The 18,589-nt window shown below is 71.8% G+C and carries 20 protein-coding genes and 1 tRNA gene; 7 read left to right on the forward strand and 14 right to left on the reverse strand.

Annotated features, from left to right (window positions below; translation table 11 throughout):
- Nucleotides 1-221 precede the first annotated feature (221 nt).
- From OHA61_RS19780 to OHA61_RS19810, 7 genes are all read right to left on the reverse strand, one after another.
- On the reverse strand, nt 222-1,064 hold the full coding sequence (locus OHA61_RS19780) for an RNA polymerase sigma factor SigF (protein ID WP_266480814.1): 843 nt from the start codon (nt 1,062-1,064) through the stop codon (nt 222-224).
- Nucleotides 1,065-1,241: 177 nt separating this feature from the next.
- Complete coding sequence (locus OHA61_RS19785; RefSeq protein ID WP_406304136.1) at nt 1,242-1,535, reverse strand: Dabb family protein; 294 nt, start codon at nt 1,533-1,535, stop codon at nt 1,242-1,244.
- 9 nt (nt 1,536-1,544) lie between these two features.
- Nucleotides 1,545-1,709, reverse strand: a complete 165-nt coding sequence (locus OHA61_RS19790) for a hypothetical protein (RefSeq protein ID WP_324985257.1) — start codon at nt 1,707-1,709, stop codon at nt 1,545-1,547.
- 121 nt (nt 1,710-1,830) lie between these two features.
- Nucleotides 1,831-1,915 (reverse strand) — tRNA-Ser (locus OHA61_RS19795).
- Between the two features lie 59 nt (nt 1,916-1,974).
- Nucleotides 1,975-2,403: a tRNA adenosine(34) deaminase TadA gene (gene tadA / locus OHA61_RS19800; protein WP_406304137.1), complete on the reverse strand. Its 429-nt coding sequence runs from the start codon at nt 2,401-2,403 to the stop codon at nt 1,975-1,977.
- Nucleotides 2,404-2,474: 71 nt separating this feature from the next.
- Complete coding sequence (locus OHA61_RS19805) at nt 2,475-3,014, reverse strand: hypothetical protein (protein WP_406304138.1); 540 nt, start codon at nt 3,012-3,014, stop codon at nt 2,475-2,477.
- A 139-nt stretch (nt 3,015-3,153) separates the two neighbouring features.
- Nucleotides 3,154-3,333: a hypothetical protein gene (locus OHA61_RS19810; RefSeq protein ID WP_361908457.1), complete on the reverse strand. Its 180-nt coding sequence runs from the start codon at nt 3,331-3,333 to the stop codon at nt 3,154-3,156.
- Between the two features lie 118 nt (nt 3,334-3,451).
- On the opposite strand from OHA61_RS19810, the gene upp reads away from it, so the two are divergent.
- Entirely contained in the window at nt 3,452-4,087 is a 636-nt protein-coding gene (upp, locus tag OHA61_RS19815; RefSeq protein WP_266480827.1) for a uracil phosphoribosyltransferase, read from the forward strand.
- Nucleotides 4,088-4,107: 20 nt separating this feature from the next.
- On the opposite strand, the gene OHA61_RS19820 is transcribed toward upp, so the two are convergent.
- From OHA61_RS19820 to OHA61_RS19830, 3 genes are all read right to left on the reverse strand, one after another.
- Complete coding sequence (locus OHA61_RS19820; protein WP_406304140.1) at nt 4,108-4,734, reverse strand: LytR C-terminal domain-containing protein; 627 nt, start codon at nt 4,732-4,734, stop codon at nt 4,108-4,110.
- 136 nt (nt 4,735-4,870) lie between these two features.
- Complete coding sequence (locus tag OHA61_RS19825) at nt 4,871-5,167, reverse strand: type II toxin-antitoxin system VapB family antitoxin (RefSeq protein WP_003955420.1); 297 nt, start codon at nt 5,165-5,167, stop codon at nt 4,871-4,873.
- A 221-nt stretch (nt 5,168-5,388) separates the two neighbouring features.
- Nucleotides 5,389-5,976, reverse strand: a complete 588-nt coding sequence (locus OHA61_RS19830) for an HhH-GPD-type base excision DNA repair protein (RefSeq protein WP_406304141.1) — start codon at nt 5,974-5,976, stop codon at nt 5,389-5,391.
- 150 nt (nt 5,977-6,126) lie between these two features.
- Between OHA61_RS19830 and OHA61_RS19835 the strand changes: the two genes are divergently transcribed.
- The 3 genes from OHA61_RS19835 to OHA61_RS19845 are packed head-to-tail and all read left to right on the forward strand — an operon-like array spanning nt 6,127 to nt 9,081.
- A complete protein-coding gene (locus tag OHA61_RS19835; protein WP_406304142.1) occupies nt 6,127-6,315 on the forward strand; it encodes a hypothetical protein in 189 nt (62 codons plus the stop codon).
- 20 nt (nt 6,316-6,335) lie between these two features.
- On the forward strand, nt 6,336-8,597 hold the full coding sequence (locus tag OHA61_RS19840) for a heavy metal translocating P-type ATPase (protein ID WP_406307401.1): 2,262 nt from the start codon (nt 6,336-6,338) through the stop codon (nt 8,595-8,597).
- Nucleotides 8,578-9,081 carry a copper chaperone PCu(A)C gene (locus tag OHA61_RS19845; RefSeq protein ID WP_406304143.1) on the forward strand — a complete coding sequence of 168 codons (504 nt, stop codon included), beginning with the start codon at nt 8,578-8,580 and terminating at the stop codon, nt 9,079-9,081. Before OHA61_RS19840 ends, OHA61_RS19845 begins: the two co-directional genes overlap by 20 nt.
- 163 nt (nt 9,082-9,244) lie before the next feature.
- On the opposite strand, the gene OHA61_RS19850 is transcribed toward OHA61_RS19845, so the two are convergent.
- On the reverse strand, nt 9,245-10,981 hold the full coding sequence (locus tag OHA61_RS19850) for an ABC transporter ATP-binding protein (protein WP_406304144.1): 1,737 nt from the start codon (nt 10,979-10,981) through the stop codon (nt 9,245-9,247).
- The gene (locus OHA61_RS19855) at nt 10,978-12,573 is read right to left on the reverse strand and encodes an ABC transporter transmembrane domain-containing protein (protein WP_406304145.1); all 1,596 of its coding nucleotides are present in this window, start codon (nt 12,571-12,573) and stop codon (nt 10,978-10,980) included. Before OHA61_RS19855 ends, OHA61_RS19850 begins: the two co-directional genes overlap by 4 nt.
- Before the next feature lie 254 nt (nt 12,574-12,827).
- Here OHA61_RS19855 and OHA61_RS19860 point away from each other — a divergent pair, with 254 nt between their 5' ends.
- The 3 genes from OHA61_RS19860 to OHA61_RS19870 are packed head-to-tail and all read left to right on the forward strand — an operon-like array spanning nt 12,828 to nt 15,087.
- On the forward strand, nt 12,828-13,463 hold the full coding sequence (locus tag OHA61_RS19860) for an ATP-binding cassette domain-containing protein (protein ID WP_406304146.1): 636 nt from the start codon (nt 12,828-12,830) through the stop codon (nt 13,461-13,463).
- Nucleotides 13,460-14,326, forward strand: a complete 867-nt coding sequence (locus tag OHA61_RS19865) for a metal ABC transporter permease (protein WP_361908474.1) — start codon at nt 13,460-13,462, stop codon at nt 14,324-14,326. The genes OHA61_RS19860 and OHA61_RS19865 overlap by 4 nt, the downstream gene beginning before the upstream one ends.
- On the forward strand, nt 14,284-15,087 hold the full coding sequence (locus OHA61_RS19870) for a metal ABC transporter solute-binding protein, Zn/Mn family (RefSeq protein ID WP_406304147.1): 804 nt from the start codon (nt 14,284-14,286) through the stop codon (nt 15,085-15,087). Before OHA61_RS19865 ends, OHA61_RS19870 begins: the two co-directional genes overlap by 43 nt.
- 72 nt (nt 15,088-15,159) lie before the next feature.
- Here the strand turns inward: OHA61_RS19870 and OHA61_RS19875 are convergent, their stop codons facing one another.
- Together OHA61_RS19875 and OHA61_RS19880 are read right to left on the reverse strand one after the other, a co-directional pair.
- Nucleotides 15,160-16,821, reverse strand: coding sequence for a class I adenylate-forming enzyme family protein (locus OHA61_RS19875; protein ID WP_406304148.1), 1,662 nt, complete (start codon nt 16,819-16,821; stop codon nt 15,160-15,162).
- On the reverse strand, nt 16,818-18,569 hold the full coding sequence (locus OHA61_RS19880) for a CoA transferase (protein ID WP_406304149.1): 1,752 nt from the start codon (nt 18,567-18,569) through the stop codon (nt 16,818-16,820). Before OHA61_RS19880 ends, OHA61_RS19875 begins: the two co-directional genes overlap by 4 nt.
- Between the last annotated feature and the right edge of the window lie 20 nt (nt 18,570-18,589).

The following is an 18,589-nucleotide window of genomic DNA, read 5'->3' on the forward strand; positions in this document are numbered from 1 at the left end:
GGTCGCGGACGGTCGCGGCGGCCACGACCATCGGAGGAACGCAGCCTCCACCTGAATACCGGAGGCGGAGCTGCGGCAAACGCGGTTCCCGCAGAATGTCACATGTCGGCAACACGCTGAAGTGACATGTCGACAAGTAACCGGCGAATCTGTGCAGGAAGCAGGGGGTGCGGGGTTGTTGGGTCGCTGGAACCGGCGCGCAAACGGTCTACCCGTTTCAGCTACGCCTCGATCCTGTTTGCGGATCGCAGTCGGGCAAAACTTCGGGCAAGCAGCCTTGACACATGCATCTGTGAAACGCCGAGTTCCTGGCTGATCTGGGACTGCGTCAGATTGCTGTAGTAGCGCAGCATCAGGATGCGCTGTTCGCGCTCGGGCAGTTGTACGAGGAGATGGCGGACCAGATCGCGGTGTTCTACGCCGGCCAGCGCGGGGTCCTCGTACCCGAGCCGGTCGAGCAGTCCTGGCAGCCCGTCACCTTCCTGGGCGGCCTCCAGTGAGGTCGCGTGGTACGAGCGCCCGGCCTCGATACAGGCCAGCACCTCGTCCTCGCCGATCTTGAGGCGCTCGGCGATCTCGGCGGTCGTGGGCGAGCGGCCGTGAGCCGTCGTCAGGTCCTCGGTGGCGCCGTTGACCTGGACCCACAGCTCGTGCAGCCGGCGGGGTACATGGACGGTCCGTACGTTGTCGCGGAAGTACCGCTTGATCTCGCCGACGACCGTGGGCATCGCGAAGGTCGGGAACTGCACCCCGCGGTCGGGGTCGAAGCGGTCGATGGCGTTGATGAGCCCGATGGTGCCGACCTGGACGACGTCCTCCATCGGCTCGTTGCGGCTGCGGAAGCGGGCCGCGGCGTACCGCACGAGCGGCAGATTCGCCTCGATCAGCGCGCCACGCACGCGGGAGTGTTCCGGGGTGCCCGGCTCAAGCTCTTTGAGCTCGCCGAAGAGCACCTGGGTGAGCGCCCGGGTGTCCGCGCCCCTGCTCTGCGGTTTCGCGGCGGCAGAGGGATCGTCCGGCCGCTCGTTCTGGGGTGGGACTTGAGGCGCAGTACTGGCCGGCACGGTCACGCCACCCCTTTGCGGTCAACTAAGGTCAACTCATCCGTCAAAAGCGGTCATAGCATCACAAGACATGTCCACTGTGTGCAAGCACCGCATAACTACGTGTTGAAGGTAAGTTGGCTTTTAAACCTCAAAAGCCCCCCGCCGCAGTGGCGAGGGGCCTGGAAAGGCGGGGGTTCAGAATGGGTAGTCCGCGATCACCCACGTGGCGAACTCGCGCCACTGACCGGCGGCCGCCTGATGGGCCGGATGCTCGAGGTACCGCTTGAGCGCATCACGGTCGGCCACCGCGGAGTTGATCGCGAAGTCATAGGCGATGGGCCGGTCGGTGATGTTCCAGGCGCACTCCCAGAACTCCAGCTCGGGCACCTGCCCGTCCAGTTCCCGGAAGGCCTGCACCCCGGCGGCGACGCGCGGCTCGTCGCGCTCGACGCCCTCGTTGAGCTTGAAGAGGACCAGATGGCGGATCACGGGGCTCTCCTAGTTCACGAGCTCGGTCATGAAGTTTCCGACGCCCTGCGCGGCGCTCGATATGCCCTCGAACCCTATCTGCACCAGATCGGCTGCCCTGGCCGGCGAGGTGATGATCGTGTACAGCGCGAAGACGATGACGGCGTAGAGAGCGATCTTCTTCGTTTGCACCATCAGCCCCTGCCTCCCCTGTGAATCCCTGGCGCCCCTGCAGCCCCCTGGCCGTGCGTCGCGTGAGTCTAACCGAGCACGGCAAAGGACCCCGGCGCAGTGCACCGGGGTCCTTCGACAAGAGCGGTAGCGGAGGGATTTGAACCCTCGGTGAGTTTCCCCACACTCGCTTTCGAGGCGAGCTCCTTCGGCCGCTCGGACACGCTACCGGGAGAGAGCTTAGCCCAAGGTGGGCCGTGCTCTGAAATCCGTATCAGGACCCCGTCGGTCAGCGCTCGCGGAAGAAGTCCGTCAGCTGCTGGGCGCACTCCCGCTCGAGCACGCCGGTGATCACTTCGGGCCGGTGGTTCAGCCGTCGGTCCCGTACGACGTCCCAGAGCGAACCCGCAGCGCCCGCCTTCTCGTCGCGTGCGCCGTAGACCACCCGGTCGACCCGGGACTGCACGATCGCGCCCGCGCACATCGTGCACGGCTCCAGCGTCACCACGAGCGTGCACCCGCCGAGCCGCCACTGCCCGAGCAGAGCCGCGGCCCTGCGGATCGCCAGCACCTCGGCGTGCGCCGTCGGATCGCCGGTCGCCTCGCGTTCGTTGTGCCCGGCGGCGAGCAGCGTGCCGTCGGCGGACAGCACGACGGCGCCGACCGGCACATCGCCGGACAGCGCCGCGCGCTGCGCCTCCTCGATGGCGAGACGCATCGGCGCCTTCCACGGGTCGCGTACCGGATCGACTGCGGGTCCGGATGCGGGATCAGGTACGCCCCCGGTCACTAGCGGACGGTCTCCAGCACCTCGGCTGCGCCCAAGGCGTCCGCGATCTCCAGCAGGGCGTCCGTGTCCAGTGCCAGCAGCTCCTTCTCCGACAGCCCCAGGTCCATGAGGATGTCGCGATCACCGACGGGTCCCGCGGGCACCAGCTCGGCGGCCGAACCCGACTCGCCGACCTCGTCGTCGGCGTCGTCGTCTTCCGGCTCTGGGTCCTCGGTGCCGTCGAGATCCAGCGTGTCCAGGTCGTCGGCCGGGTCGTCATCGTCCCCGCCGAGCAGTTCATTGGTGAGGATTTCCCCGTACGAGGAGCGTGCGGCCGCGGCCGCGTCCGAGACGAAGATACGAGGGTCCTCCTCGCCCTCCACCCGCAGAACGCCGAACCAGGCGTCCTCCTGCTCGATGTAGACGAGCACCGTGTCCTCGTCCACCGAGGCCTCACGGGCCAGGTCGGTCAGATCCGACAGGGTCTCCACATCGTCGAGCTCTGTGTCGCTCGCTTCCCACCCGTCTTGAGTGCGCGCGAGCAGTGCGGCGAAGTACACCGTGACTCTCCCACTGATCAGAGGTGTGACGACCGGCGGCGCGGTTGTTCGTGCCCCGCCCACTCGGAATCGTGGCAGAAACCTGCGCGATGCGAGAGGTCTTCCGTCGTTGCGTCGGCCATCAGTTCTGCCAGGACTGTTACCAGCGGAACGTCCGCATACGCATTTGCTGGCGCATCCGGGCCGCTCTTGCCCTCCGGGGCTGGACGCGGTCGCGCAGTGCTTTGGCCTCTCCCAGTTCGCGGAGGAACTGGGCGCGTCGCCGTCTGCGCTCGGCGTCCGCCGCTATCTCCTGCTCTTCGGGTTCGCGCTCCCGCATCGGCCACACACCACCCCACGGCTGGGTCCGTGACCCCTCTTGGCCCGCGGCCCGGGGGACTCCCACCACCTTCCCTCCGTACCCACCGTTGATGCCAGCCCGGGCTACTGTTGGGCGCATGCGGATCCATGTCGTCGACCACCCGTTGGTGGCGCACAAACTCACCACGCTGCGCGACAAGCGCACCGACTCCCCGACCTTCCGGCGCCTGGCCGACGAGCTGGTCACCCTCCTCGCGTACGAGGCCACCAGAGATGTGCGCACCGAGCAGGTGGACATCGAGACCCCGGTCACCGGGACGACGGGCGTGAAGCTCTCGCACCCGCGCCCGCTGGTCGTGCCGATCCTGCGGGCCGGCCTGGGCATGCTGGACGGGATGGTGCGGCTCCTGCCGACCGCCGAGGTGGGCTTCCTCGGGATGATCCGCAACGAGGAGACCCTGGAGGCGTCGACGTACGCGACCCGGATGCCCGAGGACCTCTCGGGCCGCCAGGTGTACGTCCTCGACCCGATGCTGGCCACCGGCGGCACCCTCGTGGCCGCCATCCGGGAACTGATCAAGCGCGGCGCGGACGATGTGACCGCGGTCGTGCTGCTGGCGGCGCCCGAGGGCGTCGAGGTGATGGAACGCGAGCTGGCGGGCACGCCGGTCACCGTCGTCACCGGGTCCGTGGACGAGCGGCTCAACGAGCACGGCTACATCGTGCCGGGGCTGGGCGACGCGGGCGACCGGATGTACGGCATGGCGGAGTAGCCCTCACTCCGGATTTCGGCTCAGCACGCGCCGGAGGGCGCCGGTGCGGGCCTGGCCAGGGTGGCCAGCGCCGCGTCGGCGTCCTTCTTCGTGTCCAGCGTCTTGAAGGCCGTGCCAAGGATCAGGTCGACGTCGGCCGTCCGGCGCGCGTCGGTCTGCGGCCGGCCGCTCTTCAGCTGGGTCGCCAGCACCCGGAACGCGCCCTGTTGCGCCTCGGAACCGCCCAGCAGTATCGCCGTGCCGGGCACCTTCTTGTCGTACGCCTCCGGGGCATTGCCGACCTTGCCGATCGCGAAGCCGCGTTTCTTCAGCTCGTCGGCGGCCGCCTTGGCGAGGCCGCCGCGCGGGGTCGCGTTGTAGACGTTCACCGTGATCTGGCCCGGCTTGAGGGCCAGAGGGGGCGCGGCGGAGGGTTGCGGTGCGCTCTTGCAGTCCTTCGTCCGGGCCGCCGACGCCGTCTTGCCGTCGTCGCCCGTGAAGACGTCGATGAGCTGCAGTGTTCCCCAGCCGGCGAGGCCGAGGGCGACCACCGCGGCGAGGGCCACCACAACGATCCTGCCGCGGTTGCGAGGGCGTCGCATTCGTGGGTACTTGTCGCCCGTGATGCGGTACTTTCCGCCCATGCCTGGGGGAGTGAGCATGCTCATGGGCGCAGCGTAGTGCCGCCTGGTGCCGATGCCTACTAAACGATCAACCGATTGCGTCCGTACGGTCCGTAAAAGGCCCGAAAGGCTCAGTCGCCCAAGCGGCCGCTGAGGTGGCCCGGAACCCCGGCCGGGCGGCTCAGCCCAGCTCGAGAACGCGGGCGTGCAGGACCTGGCGCTGCTGCAGCGCGGCGCGCACGGCGCGGTGCAGACCGTCCTCCAGATAGAGGTCGCCCTGCCACTTCACGACATGGGCGAAGAGGTCGCCGTAGAACGTGGAGTCCTCCGCGAGCAGCGTTTCGAGATCCAACTGGCCTTTGGTGGTCACGAGCTGATCGAGGCGGACCGGGCGCGGCGCCACGTCCGCCCACTGCCGGGTGCTTTCCCGGCCGTGGTCGGGATACGGCCGCCCGTTACCGATGCGCTTGAAGATCACACGGAAAGCCTACCGGTCAAGAGGCTCCGGGCGCAGCCACGGTGGCGGAGTGCGATCCCGGGCAAAATTGCGCAAACCCGGAAACAGTCCCGGAGTGGATCACGCAGACAGTGCGGCCGATTCGCTCGAAAGGGGTCGGAGTCTGCTCCGTGACACAGACCCGGAGACATGTGAAGCCCGGGTTCCGGGGCAGAGTCCCGGGCCGGACGGCACGGCGCCGTTCAGGACTTTTTCGCTGCCTTCGCCGCGCGCTTCATCTCCTGCTTGTGCTCCCGCACCTTAGCCAGCGAGTCCGGTCCGGTGATGTCCGCCGCCGAGCGGTAGCAGCCCTTCTCGCCGTACGCTCCGGCCGCCTCGCGCCAGCCCGTGGGCTGTACGTCGAACTGCTTGCCCAGCAGCGCCAGAAAGATCTTCGCCTTCTGCTCTCCGAAGCCGGGCAGTGCCTTCAGCCGCGCGAGCAGCTCGTCGCCGCTCGCCGCATCGCGCCAGATGGCGCTCGCATCGCCGTCGTACTCGTCGACGAGGTACTGGCACAGCAGCTGCACCCGCTTGGCCATGTTGCCCGGGTAGCGGTGGACGGCGGGCTTCTCCTTCAGCAGTTCGGCGAAGGCGTCCGGGTCGTACGCTGCGATCTCGGCGGCGTCCAGATCTTCGCCGCCGAGTCGCCGGGCGATGGTGTACGGGCCTGAGAACGCCCACTCCATGGGGACCTGCTGGTCGAGCAGCATGCCCACCAGGGCGGCGAGCGGGCTGCGGCCGAGCAGTTCGTCGGCCTCGGGCTGCTGGGCGAGATGAATCGTGGGGCTCATGTCCCGAGGATCACGCAGCCGATGGGCGCCCGCCAGTCGCGCAAGGGGTCCTCCGGGTTCCCGTCCCGAGGGCTGTTCTTCCTCACAGCCCCTGGGGGTTCGCCTCGCGCTCATACCCCCGTACGGTATGGACGCATGAGGACTTCGCGGATGCCCGTTCCCACGGCCCTGGTGGGGTTCGTGCTCCTGGTGCTCGCCCTGACGGCCCTCTCGTACGCCGTGGGGCGCGCCGTCGGCCCGGTGGCGCCCGGGCTGCACCGTGTCGACGAGCCGAACAGTCCCGGTGGCGAGGAGCACGGCGGGATGCCCGGGATGCATGACATGGGGGCGGGCCGGTGACGGATCTGCTGATCAGCGGCATGACCTGCGCGGCGTGCGTGGCCCGGGTCGAGAAGAAGCTGAACCGGGTCGACGGGGTGAGCGCCACGGTCAATCTGGCCACCGGTCTTGCCCGGATCACACATCCGCCCGAGGTGGGTGTGGATCTGCTGATCTCCACGGTGGAACGGGCGGGCTACACCGCCCGGTTGCCGTCGCCTCCGCTCGCCACGGGGGACGAGGACGAGGGCGGGGACGACGACGGGGACGACGACGGGCGGGAACGGCTGGTGATCACCGCCGTGCTCGCGGTGCCGGTCCTCGTTCTGTCGATGGTTCCCGCCGTGCAGTTCGACTACTGGCAGTGGCTCTGCTTCACGCTCGCGGGACCGGTCGTCGTCTGGAGCTCCGCGCCCTTCCACGCCCGGGCGCTCAGCGGGCTTCGCCATGCGACGGCCGGCATGGACACCCTGGTCTCGCTCGGTGTGATCGCGTCCTACCTGTGGTCGGTGTACGCCCTCTACCTCGGCGGGGCGGGTGATCCGGGCATGCGCATGCCGTTCAGCTGGCTGCCGAGTGCCGAGGGGGGCACCGCGCATCTGTATCTGGAGGCCGCGGTCGGCGTACCCCTCTTCGTCCTTGCCGGGCGGCACTTGGAGGCGCGCGCCAAGCGCGGCACCGGGTCGGCGCTGCGGGCACTCGCCGAACTGGGCGCGAAGGACGTGGAGTTGAAGGGGAGCGGTGAGCGCATCCCCGTTTCCGCGCTGCGGACCGGGCAGGAGTTCATGGTCCGGCCGGGCGAGAAGGTCGCCACCGACGGCGTGGTGACCGAGGGCAGTTCGGCGCTGGATCTGTCCCTGGTCACCGGTGAGTCGACTCCTGTCGAGGTGGGGCCCGGCTTCCGCGTCGTGGGGGGTGCCGTGAACTCCGGCGGGCTGCTCGTCGTCCGCGCGACCGCCGTCGGAGCCGACACCCAACTCGCCCGCATCACCAGGCTGGTGACCGACGCGCAGGCGGGCAAGGCGAGGATTCAGCGGCTCGCCGACGCCGTCGCGGGCGTGTTCGTCCCGGCCATCGTGACGGTCGCGGCGTGCGTGCTCGGCTTCTGGCTCGGGGCCGGTGCCGACCCGGAGGCGGCGGTCACCGCGGCGGTCGCCGTCCTGGTCGTCGCCTGCCCGTGCGCGCTGGGGCTTGCTACGCCCACCGCGTTCCTGGCGGCGACGGGACACGGTGCGCGGCTCGGCGTGTTGATCAAGGATCCGGGCGCCCTGGAGCGGCTGCGCCGGGTCGACACCGCCGTCTTCGACAAGACCGGAACGCTCACCGCGGGCCGTATGACCCTCGTCGAGACCGTGGTGGCCGAAGGCCGCGACGCCGCTGATGTGCTGCGACTCGTGGGCGCGGTGGAGTACGGCTCCGAACATCCCGTCGGCCGCGCCCTGGTGGCGGCCGCGCGCAGGCAGGCGGGCGGTGAACCGCTGCCCGAGACGGCAGGCTTCAGGGCCGTACGGGGCGAAGGGGTGCACGGCCGGGTCGAGGGCCGGGAGATCTCCGTACGCAGTCCACGAGCCGCCGGCCCGCTCCCGGACACGCTCCACGAGGGCCTGCTGCGTGCCGAGGAGGCCGGGCTCACGGCGGTCGTCGTCGAGATCGACTCCCGGCCCGCCGCCCTGCTCGCCGTCGGTGACACCCTGCGGCCCTCCAGCGGCGCGGCGGTGACCAAGCTGAAGCGCCTGGGCATCGAACCGATCCTGGTGACCGGAGACGGGTCCGCCGCGGCGCAGGCCGTCGCGCGGGAGCTGGGCATCAGCGCCGTGCACGCGGGCGTCAGCCCCGAGGGCAAGTCGGAACTGGTCGCCTCCTTGCGCGCCGAAGGACGGCACGTCGCGGTAATCGGCGACGGGGTCAACGACGCGGCCGCCCTGGCCGGCGCCGACCTCGGTATCGCCATGAGCAGCGGAACGGACGCGGCGATCGGGGCCGCGGACATCACTCTCGTACGGGAGGACATGGCGGCGGTCGTCGACGCGGTGCTCCTCACCCGCCGCACGCTCGCCACGATCCGGGTCAACCTCGTCTGGGCCTTCGGCTACAACGTGGTCACCGTGCCGCTGGCCGCGACCGGGTGGCTCAACCCGATGTTCGCGGCGCTGGCGATGTCCGCGAGCTCGGTGCTGGTCGTCGGGAACAGTCTGCGGCTGCGCGCCGACGGACCGCGGCCCCGCAGACGGCCGCAGGCCGCCGGGCGCGTCCCCGGCCGTTCCGCCGTACGGAGGGGCTCCGATGACCTCAGCCTCCGCTGACCCCGCCGGGCGCCGGGCAGCCGTGACGGCCGCGATCCTCGTGCCGGTGGCCGCCTGCGCCGTGACGCTCGCCCTGCTCACCGCCTACGTCTCCAGCGGCGCGGCCGGCGAGCCCCCGGCCAAGATCACGATCACCCGCGCCCGGGTCGTCCAGCCGCTCGCGGGCCGCGACACCGTGGCCTACTTCGACCTGCGCAACACGGGAGGCGCCGACGCGTCCCTGGTCTCCGTCGAGGCCCCGCTGCTCGGCTCGCCGACGATGCTCGCGCGCGACGTCGAGTCGGACGGGGCGGGCCGGATGGAGGCGCTGCGGGAGCTGAAGGTGCCGGCGGGCGGGGAGGTGCGGATGTCCCCGGCGGTGGGTGACGTGATGGTCGAGGATCCACCGGCTCTGCGGCTGGGTGAGCGGGTCGATTTCGTGCTGAGGTTCCGGGGCGGGGATGAGATACGGGCGGTGGCGGTGGTGGTGCGGGCGGGGGGTTGAGGGGGCGGGGTTCCGCTGCGTGGGCCTGCCTGCCGTCCCCCTACGGCCTGGCGGCCGTGGGAGGTACCCCCATCCCGAACTGGGGGCAAGCCCCCAGACCCGTATGCGACCTTCGGCCGCATGTCCTCAGACGCCGGACGGGCTGAGATGTGCGGCCGAGCCGCTATCCCCCGTGCCAGGACCGCCACAGCGCCGCATACGCACCCCCACCCCCCACCAGTTCCTCATGCGTCCCCAGTTCCGCGAGTCGCCCCTCCGCCAGGACCGCCACCCGGTCCGCGTCGTGGGCCGTATGCAGACGGTGCGCGATGGCGATGACCGTGCGGCCCTTGAGGACCGCGGCGAGCGCCCGTTCCGTATGGCGTGCCGTCGTCGCGTCCAGGAGGGCCGTCGCCTCGTCGAGTATCAGCGTGTGCGGGTCGGCCAGGACGACGCGGGCCAGGGCGAGTTGCTGGGCTTGGGCCCCGTCGAGGCGGTGGGCGCCCGCGCCCAGCTCGGTGTCGAGGCCGTCAGGGAGCTCGGACACCCAGTCGGCGCCGACGGCGGCGAGAGCCGCGGACAGTTCGGTGCGGGTGGCTAAGGGGGCCGCGATCAGCAGGTTGTCCCGGATCGTGCCGAGGAAGACATGGTGTTCCTGGGTGACGAGGACGACCTGGCGGCGCAATTGTGCGGCGTCGAGCGCGGCAAGCGGTATGCCGCCGACGCTGACCGTGCCCGTGTGCGGGGCGTCGATGCCGGCGAGCAGTCTGCCCAGGGTTGACTTGCCCGCGCCGGAAGGGCCCACGACAGCGAGCCGTTCGCCGGGGCGGACGGTGAGGTCGACGCCGTGCAGGACGTCGCGTCCGCCGTCGTAGGCGTACCGCGCGCCGGCGACCTCGATCAGGTCGTCGGCGGGAGCGGCCTCTGCGGCCGGCGGCGCTGCCGGGGCCCGCCCGAGACCTTCGACCCGGGCGAACGCCGCGGAGCTGCTCTGCAGTTGGTCGAGCCACAGGAGAACGGTGTCGAGCGGCTCGGACAACTGCCGTAGATACAGGGCCGATGCGACCACGGCTCCGAGGGTGACCGTGCCGTGCGCCTGCAGTACGCCGCCGAGCAGCAGTACGCCGACGACCGGCAGGACGTACGAGACGTCCACGGCCGGGAAGAGCACACTGCGCAGGAACAGCGTCCGCATCCGGGTCCGCCGGCACTCCTCGACGGCGTCACGGCAGGCCGCGATACGCCGCTCCTGGAGCCCGAGTGCCTCGACGGTGCGGGCGCCGGACGCCGTGGCGGAAAGCACCTCGGCGAGCGCGGAGTTGGCGGCGCCCTCGGCGAGATAGTCGGCGTGCGCGCGGCGCAGGTACCAGCGTGCGGCGAACCAGATGCCGATCAGGCCGAGCAGCCCGCAGGCACCGAGCAGCGGGTCGAGGGCGAACACCGCGCCGATGATGAACAGGGCCTGGGCCATCGCGATGGAGACCTCGGGCCCGGCGTCGCGCAGCGTGGTGCCCACGGCCGCGACATCGGCGGTGCCACGCGCGGTGAGATCACCGGTCCCGGCCCGTTCCACGACGGATGCGGGCAGGGAGAGCGCCCGCTCGACGAACTGTTCACGGATCCGGGCGGACGTCCGCTCTCCGAAGCGGTGTCCCACGTACCGGGCGAAGCGGGTGAGCAGCAGCTGGGCGACGGCGAAGCAGAGGATGGCGAGGGCCAGCCGGTCCACGGTGGCGACACCCGCGCCGTCGCCGATCCGGTCGATGACACGTCCGACCAGCCAGGGCCCGGCGAGCCCGGCCCCGGCGGCCAGCGCGTTGAGCGCGATCACGGCGGCGAAGGCGCGTGAGTCCAGCCGGACGAGCCGCAGGGCGGCGCGGCGTACGTGGTGCGGCTCGGCGACCGGGAGGTGGCGGTTCACCGCTGACCCTCCTGCTCGCCCGCGCTGCGGGAGACCAGCGCGCGGTACCTGGGCTCGGCCGCGAGCAGTTCACGGTGGCTGCCGGTCGCGGCCGTGGTCCCGTCGACCAGGAAGTACACGGTGTCCGCCTGCTCAAGAAGCAGCGGCGAGGTGCTGGTGACCACGGTGGTGCGCCCGGCCCGGGCGGCACGCAGCCGGGAGGCGAGCGCCGCCTCCGTATGGGCGTCGACAGCGGATGTGGGCTCGACCGCCATCAGTACCTCGGGTTCGGCGAGCAGAGCCCGTACGAGCCGTATGCGCTGGCGCTGGCCGCCGGAGAGATTGCGGCCCTGCGCGTCGACCGCCGAGTCGAGGCCGTCGGGCAGCCCGTCGACGATGTCCTGTGCGACGGCCGCGTGCACCGCCGCTGCGACGGCGTCCTCGTCCCGGTCCGACCGCCCGGCGACCACCTCCCGCAGAGGCCCTGAGAACAGATCGGCTTCGTTGTCGGCGACCAGGATCCGCTCCCGTATCCGTGCCGATGCCATCGCGTCGAGGCGTATTCCGCCCCAGGTCGCGGCCGACCCGGTGAATCTTGCGAGCCGGTCCACCACCTCCGCGCACTGCGCGGGCCGCGCGCTGACCAGCGCGGTCAGCCGCCCGGGCGTCACCTCCACACCGGATTCCGGATCGTGCAGTACGGCAGGGGACGCCGGCGGATCGACCGGATGGGCGACGTCCGCGTCCGAGGGGTCCAGATTCAGGAAGCGCACCACCTGTCGGGCCGCGACCAGGCCGCGCCCCAGGTCGTAGCCGCCCTCGATGAAGAACGCCACCGGTACGACGAGGACCGCGACATAGCCGTAAACCGCCACCAACTCGCCTACGGTGATGGCCCCTTGAGCCGCCATCCTCGCCGCCAGCCACGTCACGACGGCGAGGAAGACCGCGGGCAGCCCGACCCCGAGCGCCTGGATCCAGCTGGTCACGACGCCGACCCGGTAGCCCTCGGCCCGTAGCATCTGCGATCCGCGGCGGTAGTGGTCGGCGTACAGCCCTTTGCCGCCCAGGCCGTTGAGCACGCGCAGCCCGCCCACGAGATCCCCGATCCGACCCGCCAGCGTGCCCTGCCTCTCGCGGTAGGTCGACTCCGCGCCCTGGAGCCGTCCGAGCAGCGGACCCACCAGCACGGCGAGCACCGGCACACCGAGCAGGACCACGGCGGTGAGCAGCGGGGAGACGGTGAGCAGCAGGACGGCCACTGCGAGATAGGCGAAGACCGCCCCGACGCCGGGCCCGGTGATAGTGAGCGTCTGGCTGATGGTCCTCACGTCGCTGATGCCGATCGTGACCACCTCGCCGGCGGTGAGCAGCCGCGGCAGTGCCGCGCCCAGGCGCGTCGACTGCCGGACGACGACCTCGACGGTACGGAACACGGCGTCCATCCGGATCCGGGTCATGGTGCGATGGCGCATGATCGCCAGCCAGGCGTTGAGCACCCCGACGCCGAGCAGTGCGGTGACCCAACCGGTCAGCGCGCCGAAGTCGCCCGGCCGGAGTCCTTCGTCGATGGCCCGCGACAGGAGATACGGCGGGAGCGTCAGGCACACCATCCACAGACTCCCGAGCAGAGCGCCCGCGGCGACGCGGCGCCGCTGGCTGGTGATCAGCCACCATAAATACCGCCCGGCGCTCCGGCTGTCCGGTCCCGTATCCGCGACTGTCACGGTGCAACTTTAGTGACCCGGTTCGCTCATCCGTGCGGTCAGGTCCGCGAGTTGATCGATGCCGCCGATCGAGCCCGGGAACTCATCGGCACCGCCGTCCGACTCCTCTCCCGTACCTGGGTGACTGAACGGGAGGTGGAATGGGCGGGCTTGACGTGCGGATGCGCCGGGTCGGCTGCCGGCACGGCCGTATCGAAGCCGTACGCGCCGTGGATCTCGACATCGCGCCCGGCGAGCGGGTGGCGCTGACCGGCACCAACGGCTCCGGCAAGACCACACTGCTACGGGCCCTGCTCGGCCTGCACCGGACCGCGGACGGCGAGGTTCTCGTCGGCGGGCGTCCGGCCCGCACGCCGGCCGAGTGGGCCTGGCGGCGGCGGGCCTGTGCGTGGATTCCGCAGAAGCCCGCGGCCGGGCGCTTTCCGCTGCTGGCCGGGGAGTTGCTGACCAGCGGCGGCGCGGCGGCCGAGGCTGAGGAAGCGGCGGAGAAACTGGGCGTCGGCCACCTGACCGGGCGGCCGCTGCACACGCTGTCCGGCGGCCAGCTGCAGCGTATGTATCTGGCCCGGGCCGCCGGTGCCGTCGCCGCCGGGGCCGGGGTGCTGCTCGCCGACGAGCCCACCGCCGCGCTCGACTTCGCCGGGCAGGAGGAGGCCGCCGACGTCCTGCTGTCCCTGCCCGCGACCTTGGTCGTGGTGACCCACGACCGTGCCCTGGCCGACCGCTGCGAGCGCGTCCTGGAGATGGCCGCCGGCCGGCTGCGGGAGGTCGTATGACGCTCGCCGCCGCCGACATCGGCGCGCTGTTGCAGCTCGTCCCCGTTCAACGCGCGGGCTTCGCCCTGCTGCTGGCCGCCGTCGGGCTTCCGGTCGTCGGCGTCGTGATCGTCGGTCTCGACATCATGCCGGTGCGGTTCGCGATGATGCATGTGGCCCTGCTGGGGATCGCCGTCGGGCTGCTCACCGGCCTTGACCCCATGCTGTGCGCGCTGCTCGCCTGCGCTCTCGCGGGCGCCGGAGTCGCGCCGCTCGCCCGCACACCCGACGGGCTCTCCGGCGCGATGGGCCTGCTGATGAGCCTGGCCATCGCAGCCGCGCTGCTGGTGCTCTCGGTCTCGGGAGTCAACGCCGCAGGCGCGTTCGCCCTGCTGTGGGGGTCGATCCTCTCGGTGGGCACCGCCGATCTGTGGGTGCTGGGCGCGCTCGCCGTCGTGGTGCCCGGACTGTTCTGGTGGCGGCGGCGCGACATCGCCCTGCTGCTGTACGACCGCGAACTCGCCCTCTGCTCCGGCGTACGGGTCGAACGCCTCACCCTCGTCCTGCTCGTCCTGGTCGCGGTGGCCGTCGCCGGTGCGATCAAGCTGACCGGCGCGCTCCTCGTCGACGCGCTGACCCTGCTGCCCGCACTCGCCGCGCGCCGTCTGGGCTCCTCGCTGAGGTCGATCACGGCCTGGGCCGTCGGCATCGGCGTCGCCGTCAACGCGACGGGCTTTCTGATCGCCCTCCGGCTGGATCTGCCGCCCGGTCCCGTCCTTGTCCTGACCGCCGGGGCCGTTGCCCTCGGCGTCCATCTCGTCCCCGAACGGAGAATCCGCCCATGGCGCGCACCCGCGTCCGCATCGCTTCCCTCCTCGCACTGACCACCGCCCTCGCCCTGACCGCGGGCTGCGGCGGCAGCTCGGACGCCTCGTCCAAAGACGACGGGCACCCGCACGACGAGGCCCCGGTGGTCGTCGCGACCACGACCTGGGAAGGCGCCTTCGCCAAGGCCGCGGGCGCGAAGGACGTCAAGGTGATCGTCCCCCAGTCGGTGCAGCACGCCCCCGACTACGACCCCAAGCCGTCCGACCTCGCGGCGGTGGCCGACGCCGACTTCGTGCTCTACGCGCCCTTCGAGCCGTACGCGGAGAAGATCAAGGCCGCCGCGGGCTCCGACGCGAAGCTGGTCGAGGTGAACCTCGACAACGACGCGGGCAAGGTGACGGGCGAGGTCGCCCGGCTGGGCAAGCTGTTCGGGACCGAGTCCGCCGCGACGACGTGGCAGAAGGGCTTCGGGGCCCAGTACGCCGGTCTGCAGCGGGAGTTGAAGGCGGCCTGGCCGGGCGGAAAGGCTCCGGCTGTGGTCACGCAGGTGTTCACCGCGTGGTCGGCGAAGATGGCGGGCGCGCAGGTGGTGGGGACGTACGGGCCCGAGGCGGTGAGCGCGAAGCAGCTGTCGGATCTGTCGGCGAAGAAGCCGGCGCTCGTGCTGGACAACGCGCACATGTCGACGGGGACGGTGCTGCCCGACTCGGGTGCGGAGCAGGTGAAGATCGTCAACTTCCCCGGGAAGGACCTGGATCTGCTGCCGGTGTACCGCGATGCGGCTTCCGCGTTGAAGGCGGCGCTGGCCAAGCCCTGACCCAGGTGCCCGAATGTGCCGGACGGGCCGGGAAATCCAGCCCGTCCGGCGGTTGCGCGCACAGACCCCGGGTCAGACCGCCTCGACCAGCCCCGCACCGGCGAACCGTTCCCGCAGCGCCCCACGGTCCGGCTTTCCCGCGGGGGTCAGCGGCACCGAGGCCACGACCAGCAGCCGCTCCGGGTGCTTACGGCGCTCCACGCCCCGCGCGTCCAGATACGCGCCCAGCTCGTCCAGTGTCACCGCGGCCTGTCCGTCCCTCGTGACCACGCACGCCGCGAGCCGCTCGCCCATCAGCGGGTCGGGCACGCCGACGCACACCACGTCCCGTACCGCCGGATGCGCGGCCAGTTCGATCTCGACCTCCGCGGGGCTGATGTTGGCCCCGCCGCGGATCACCACATCCTTGAGACGGCCGACGATCCGCAGCGCCCCGTCCTCCTCCAGGAGTCCCAGGTCTCCGGTGCGGACCCACCCGTCGGCCGTGCGGTAGCGCGCGTCGAGCTCGGGCGCGCCGACGTAGCACAGCGGCGTCATCGGACCGCGGGCGACGATCTCACCCACGGCGCCGGCGGGTGCCTCCTCCATCTCGCGTGTGCCGGGAACGGCGACACGGATGTCGGCGACACGGGGATCGGGATGCCCGGCGAGCACGCCGGGTCCCGGCGCGGACGCGGGCCAGTCCCCCAGTCCCGTATGGCAGTTGACGCCGTCCGCCGACCCGTACAGATTGACGACCGGGCAGCGAAAGACGTGGCGCGCCTCATCGGCCGTGGCCGCGTCGAGCACGGACCCGCCGAGCACCAGTGCGGTGGGCGCCGGGAGTTCGCGCGGCCGCTCGGCGAGTTCGTCGAGCATCATGCGGATCATCGTCGGCACGCCCAGCACATGCGTCGGCTCGTGCTCGGCGATGGCGTCCAGGGCGGCCTCGGGCGTGAAGTGGTCGAGCAGGACCAGGGTTCCGCCGTGCCGGGCGAGGGCGACCGCGGTGGCGTTGCTGCCGAAGGCGGAGGCGAGCGGGACGAGGAAGAGACAGCGCGGCGGCTGCCCGTCCTTCATCAGGGATGCCAGGAAGTTGCCGCGGCCGCCGGCCAGGGCGTTGTGCGAGTAGGCGATCATCTTCGGCTCGGCCTCGGAGCCGGACGAGACCAGGATGCGTACGGCCGAGTCGGGGTCGGGGCGGGCGGGGACGAAGGCGCTCGCGTCGGTGCGCAGCAGCTGCGACAGCGCTACGGACCCTTCGGGCGCCTCGCCCGGTCCGGCGGCGATCACCGTGCGCAGGGCGGGCAGTTCGGCGGCCAGGGCGAGCAGATCGGCGGCGTGCGCGCGGCCGCGGTGTTCGATGGCGGCGATCACGGCGACCGCCTCGGATCTGCTCAGCAGCGAGGCCGCCTCGCGCCCGCCCCGGCCGACCGGGAACGGCAGCGCGACCGCGCCGATCGCGGCCAGCGCGAGATCGGCGATGACGGCGTTGCGGGTGCCGGGGAGCTGGACGCCGACCACGTCGCCGGGGCGTATGCCCAGAGCGGTGAGGCCGGCGGCCAGACATCGCACCTTGCGGTCCAGCGCGGTGTAACAGAGCTTCCCCTTGGCGTCGATCACCGCCGTGCGATGCAGATCGGCGATCTGGCGGGCCCGGTAGAGGCTGTAGACGTCGAGGTCGGGGCAGGTGCCGTCGACGGTCCAGGAGCGGCGCAGCTCGGGGGGCAGCAGATCGTGCAGGGCGACGGTCACAGGAAGCTCCAGGGGTCGGGAACGGCAGGTGCACCGTGCGCGTCCCGGCTGATCGAGCCGGAGAAGCGCGGGTCGTGGTGCAGCGCGGCCAGGTCGGTGGTGACCGCGGTCGCGGCCAGACCGTGCGTGCGCAGCTGCGCGAGGGCGTCCGCGGTGGGCAGTGCGCCCAGGTCGTACCCGGCGGCAGCGGCCGCGCAGGAGTCGGTGGGTGCGATCCAGCCGTCGGCGGTGGGCAGCGGACGGCGGAATCCGGCCGGACGGCGCGGGGCCAGACCCTGCGCTGCCCGTCGGCGGGCGGGCGCGGTCAGGACATCGGCCGCGCCCAGGAGGGAGGAGTCCACCCGCACGCCGTGACCGGTACGCTCCCGCAGCAGCAGCCCGGCCAGGACGGCTTCCGCGCCGAGCAGCCCGCCGAGCACATCGAGCAGGGTCATCAGCGAGGGCGCGGGCGGTTCACCGTCCGGCCGGACGGCCTCGCCGACGCCGGTACGGGCCTGGACCATGAAGTCGGTGCCCATGGGGGCGCCGGGCAGCCGGTCGGCCCAGCCGCTGGTGTACGCGTAGACGAGCGCGGGGTTGGCCGCGGCCAGCCGATGGTGGTCGAGGCCGAGTTCGGCGGCCTTGCCGGGCGCCCAGTTGTGCAGGAAGACGTCCGCCCCGGCAGCCATTTCGCGCAGCCGCCGCCGGTCGTCTTCCGCCTTGATGTCGATCTCGACGGCCTGCTTGCCCCGGTTGAGCGCGAGCCAGCGCGCGGAGATTCTGGAGCAGGCGGGCGGCATGCCGCGCAGCGGGTCGCCGCCGGGCGGTTCGATACGGACGACATCGGCGCCGAGCAGTCCCAACAGATGTGCGGCGAGCGGCGCCTGGATACGGCGGCCCGCCTCCAGGACAGTCAGCCCGGCGAGCGGCAGCCCGCCCGGAGCGCCGCCCGTGGTGTACGCGGCGTCGTGCGGGGCCAGCGTCCACGGGGGAGCGTCCTCGATACCCCGGTCGGCCAGGGAACGCAGCGGGCACACTTCCGCGCCGGAGGCCTCGGCCGCGTACCGGATCCGCTCCCAGTCGCTGTCACGGACCGTCGAATGCAGTGCGCCGTGGAACGGCGCGCAGGCCGTGGCGTAACGGAACTGGAAGGGCCGCCAGCCCGCCCGTATGGCATCCTCCGGAGCGCCGAGCGCACGCCAGAAGACCGCCCACGCCCCCGGATCCAGGGTCTCCAGCTCGAAGACGATCCCGTCGGCCGAGGTGAAGGGCGGCCCGCCCGGGGCGAGTTCGGCCGCCTCGCCCTCGTCGGCACCGGCCGCGGCCAGATACTGCGAGACGGCCAGCAGCCCCGCCCGGTCCGCGCTCGTCGACACCTCGGCGATCCGGCCGCCGCGTGCCTGGGCCAGCAGCCCCGCGAGCACTCCCTGGACGGTCAGTACGGCGGAGGCGGTGGCGGCGTAGTCGGCCGCGATCCCGCGCGGGCCGCCGTCGCGCCGTCCGTGCACCGCCATGATCCCCGTGGCGGCCTGCACGGTCGCCTCGTCGGTCACGTCGCGCGCCGTGTCCGCCCAGGCGGTGCGGGCGGTGAGAGCCCCGAACCCGGCGCCCCCGACGACGACCTCGGACCCCTCGGCGTCATCCGCCCCGGCACCCAGCAGCCGCAGATGCTCCGCGACGAGCCCGGCGCCGGGACCCGGCGGCCCCGAGGCCCGCGTGCGAAGGCCGTCCAGCGGCCGGACGGTCCGCGTGGTGGCAGGTGATGCCATGCCTCTCCTCTCCCGAAGCG

Source organism: Streptomyces sp. NBC_00885 (assembly GCF_045207475.1).
Classification (GTDB): Bacteria; Actinomycetota; Actinomycetes; order Streptomycetales; family Streptomycetaceae; genus Streptomyces.

Excerpts from the sequence above, each read along its gene's own strand:
- OHA61_RS19830 (WP_406304141.1), bottom strand. The coding sequence starts at position 5,976 with ATGAGCCCCACGATTCATCTCGCCCAGCAGCCCGAGGCCGACGAACTG.
- OHA61_RS19880 (WP_406304149.1), bottom strand. The coding sequence starts at position 18,569 with ATGGCATCACCTGCCACCACGCGGACCGTCCGGCCGCTGGACGGCCTT.
- upp (WP_266480827.1), top strand. The coding sequence starts at position 3,452 with ATGCGGATCCATGTCGTCGACCACCCGTTGGTGGCGCACAAACTCACC.
- OHA61_RS19820 (WP_406304140.1), bottom strand. The coding sequence starts at position 4,734 with ATGAGCATGCTCACTCCCCCAGGCATGGGCGGAAAGTACCGCATCACG.
- OHA61_RS19865 (WP_361908474.1), top strand. The coding sequence starts at position 13,460 with ATGACGCTCGCCGCCGCCGACATCGGCGCGCTGTTGCAGCTCGTCCCC.
- OHA61_RS19860 (WP_406304146.1), top strand. The coding sequence starts at position 12,828 with ATGGGCGGGCTTGACGTGCGGATGCGCCGGGTCGGCTGCCGGCACGGC.
- OHA61_RS19835 (WP_406304142.1), top strand. The coding sequence starts at position 6,127 with ATGCCCGTTCCCACGGCCCTGGTGGGGTTCGTGCTCCTGGTGCTCGCC.
- tadA (WP_406304137.1), bottom strand. The coding sequence starts at position 2,403 with ATGCGTCTCGCCATCGAGGAGGCGCAGCGCGCGGCGCTGTCCGGCGAT.
- OHA61_RS19870 (WP_406304147.1), top strand. The coding sequence starts at position 14,284 with ATGGCGCGCACCCGCGTCCGCATCGCTTCCCTCCTCGCACTGACCACC.
- OHA61_RS19845 (WP_406304143.1), top strand. The coding sequence starts at position 8,578 with ATGACCTCAGCCTCCGCTGACCCCGCCGGGCGCCGGGCAGCCGTGACG.
- OHA61_RS19840 (WP_406307401.1), top strand. The coding sequence starts at position 6,336 with ATGACCTGCGCGGCGTGCGTGGCCCGGGTCGAGAAGAAGCTGAACCGG.
- OHA61_RS19790 (WP_324985257.1), bottom strand. The coding sequence starts at position 1,709 with ATGGTGCAAACGAAGAAGATCGCTCTCTACGCCGTCATCGTCTTCGCG.
- OHA61_RS19810 (WP_361908457.1), bottom strand. The coding sequence starts at position 3,333 with ATGCGGGAGCGCGAACCCGAAGAGCAGGAGATAGCGGCGGACGCCGAG.
- OHA61_RS19855 (WP_406304145.1), bottom strand. The coding sequence starts at position 12,573 with ATGGTGTGCCTGACGCTCCCGCCGTATCTCCTGTCGCGGGCCATCGAC.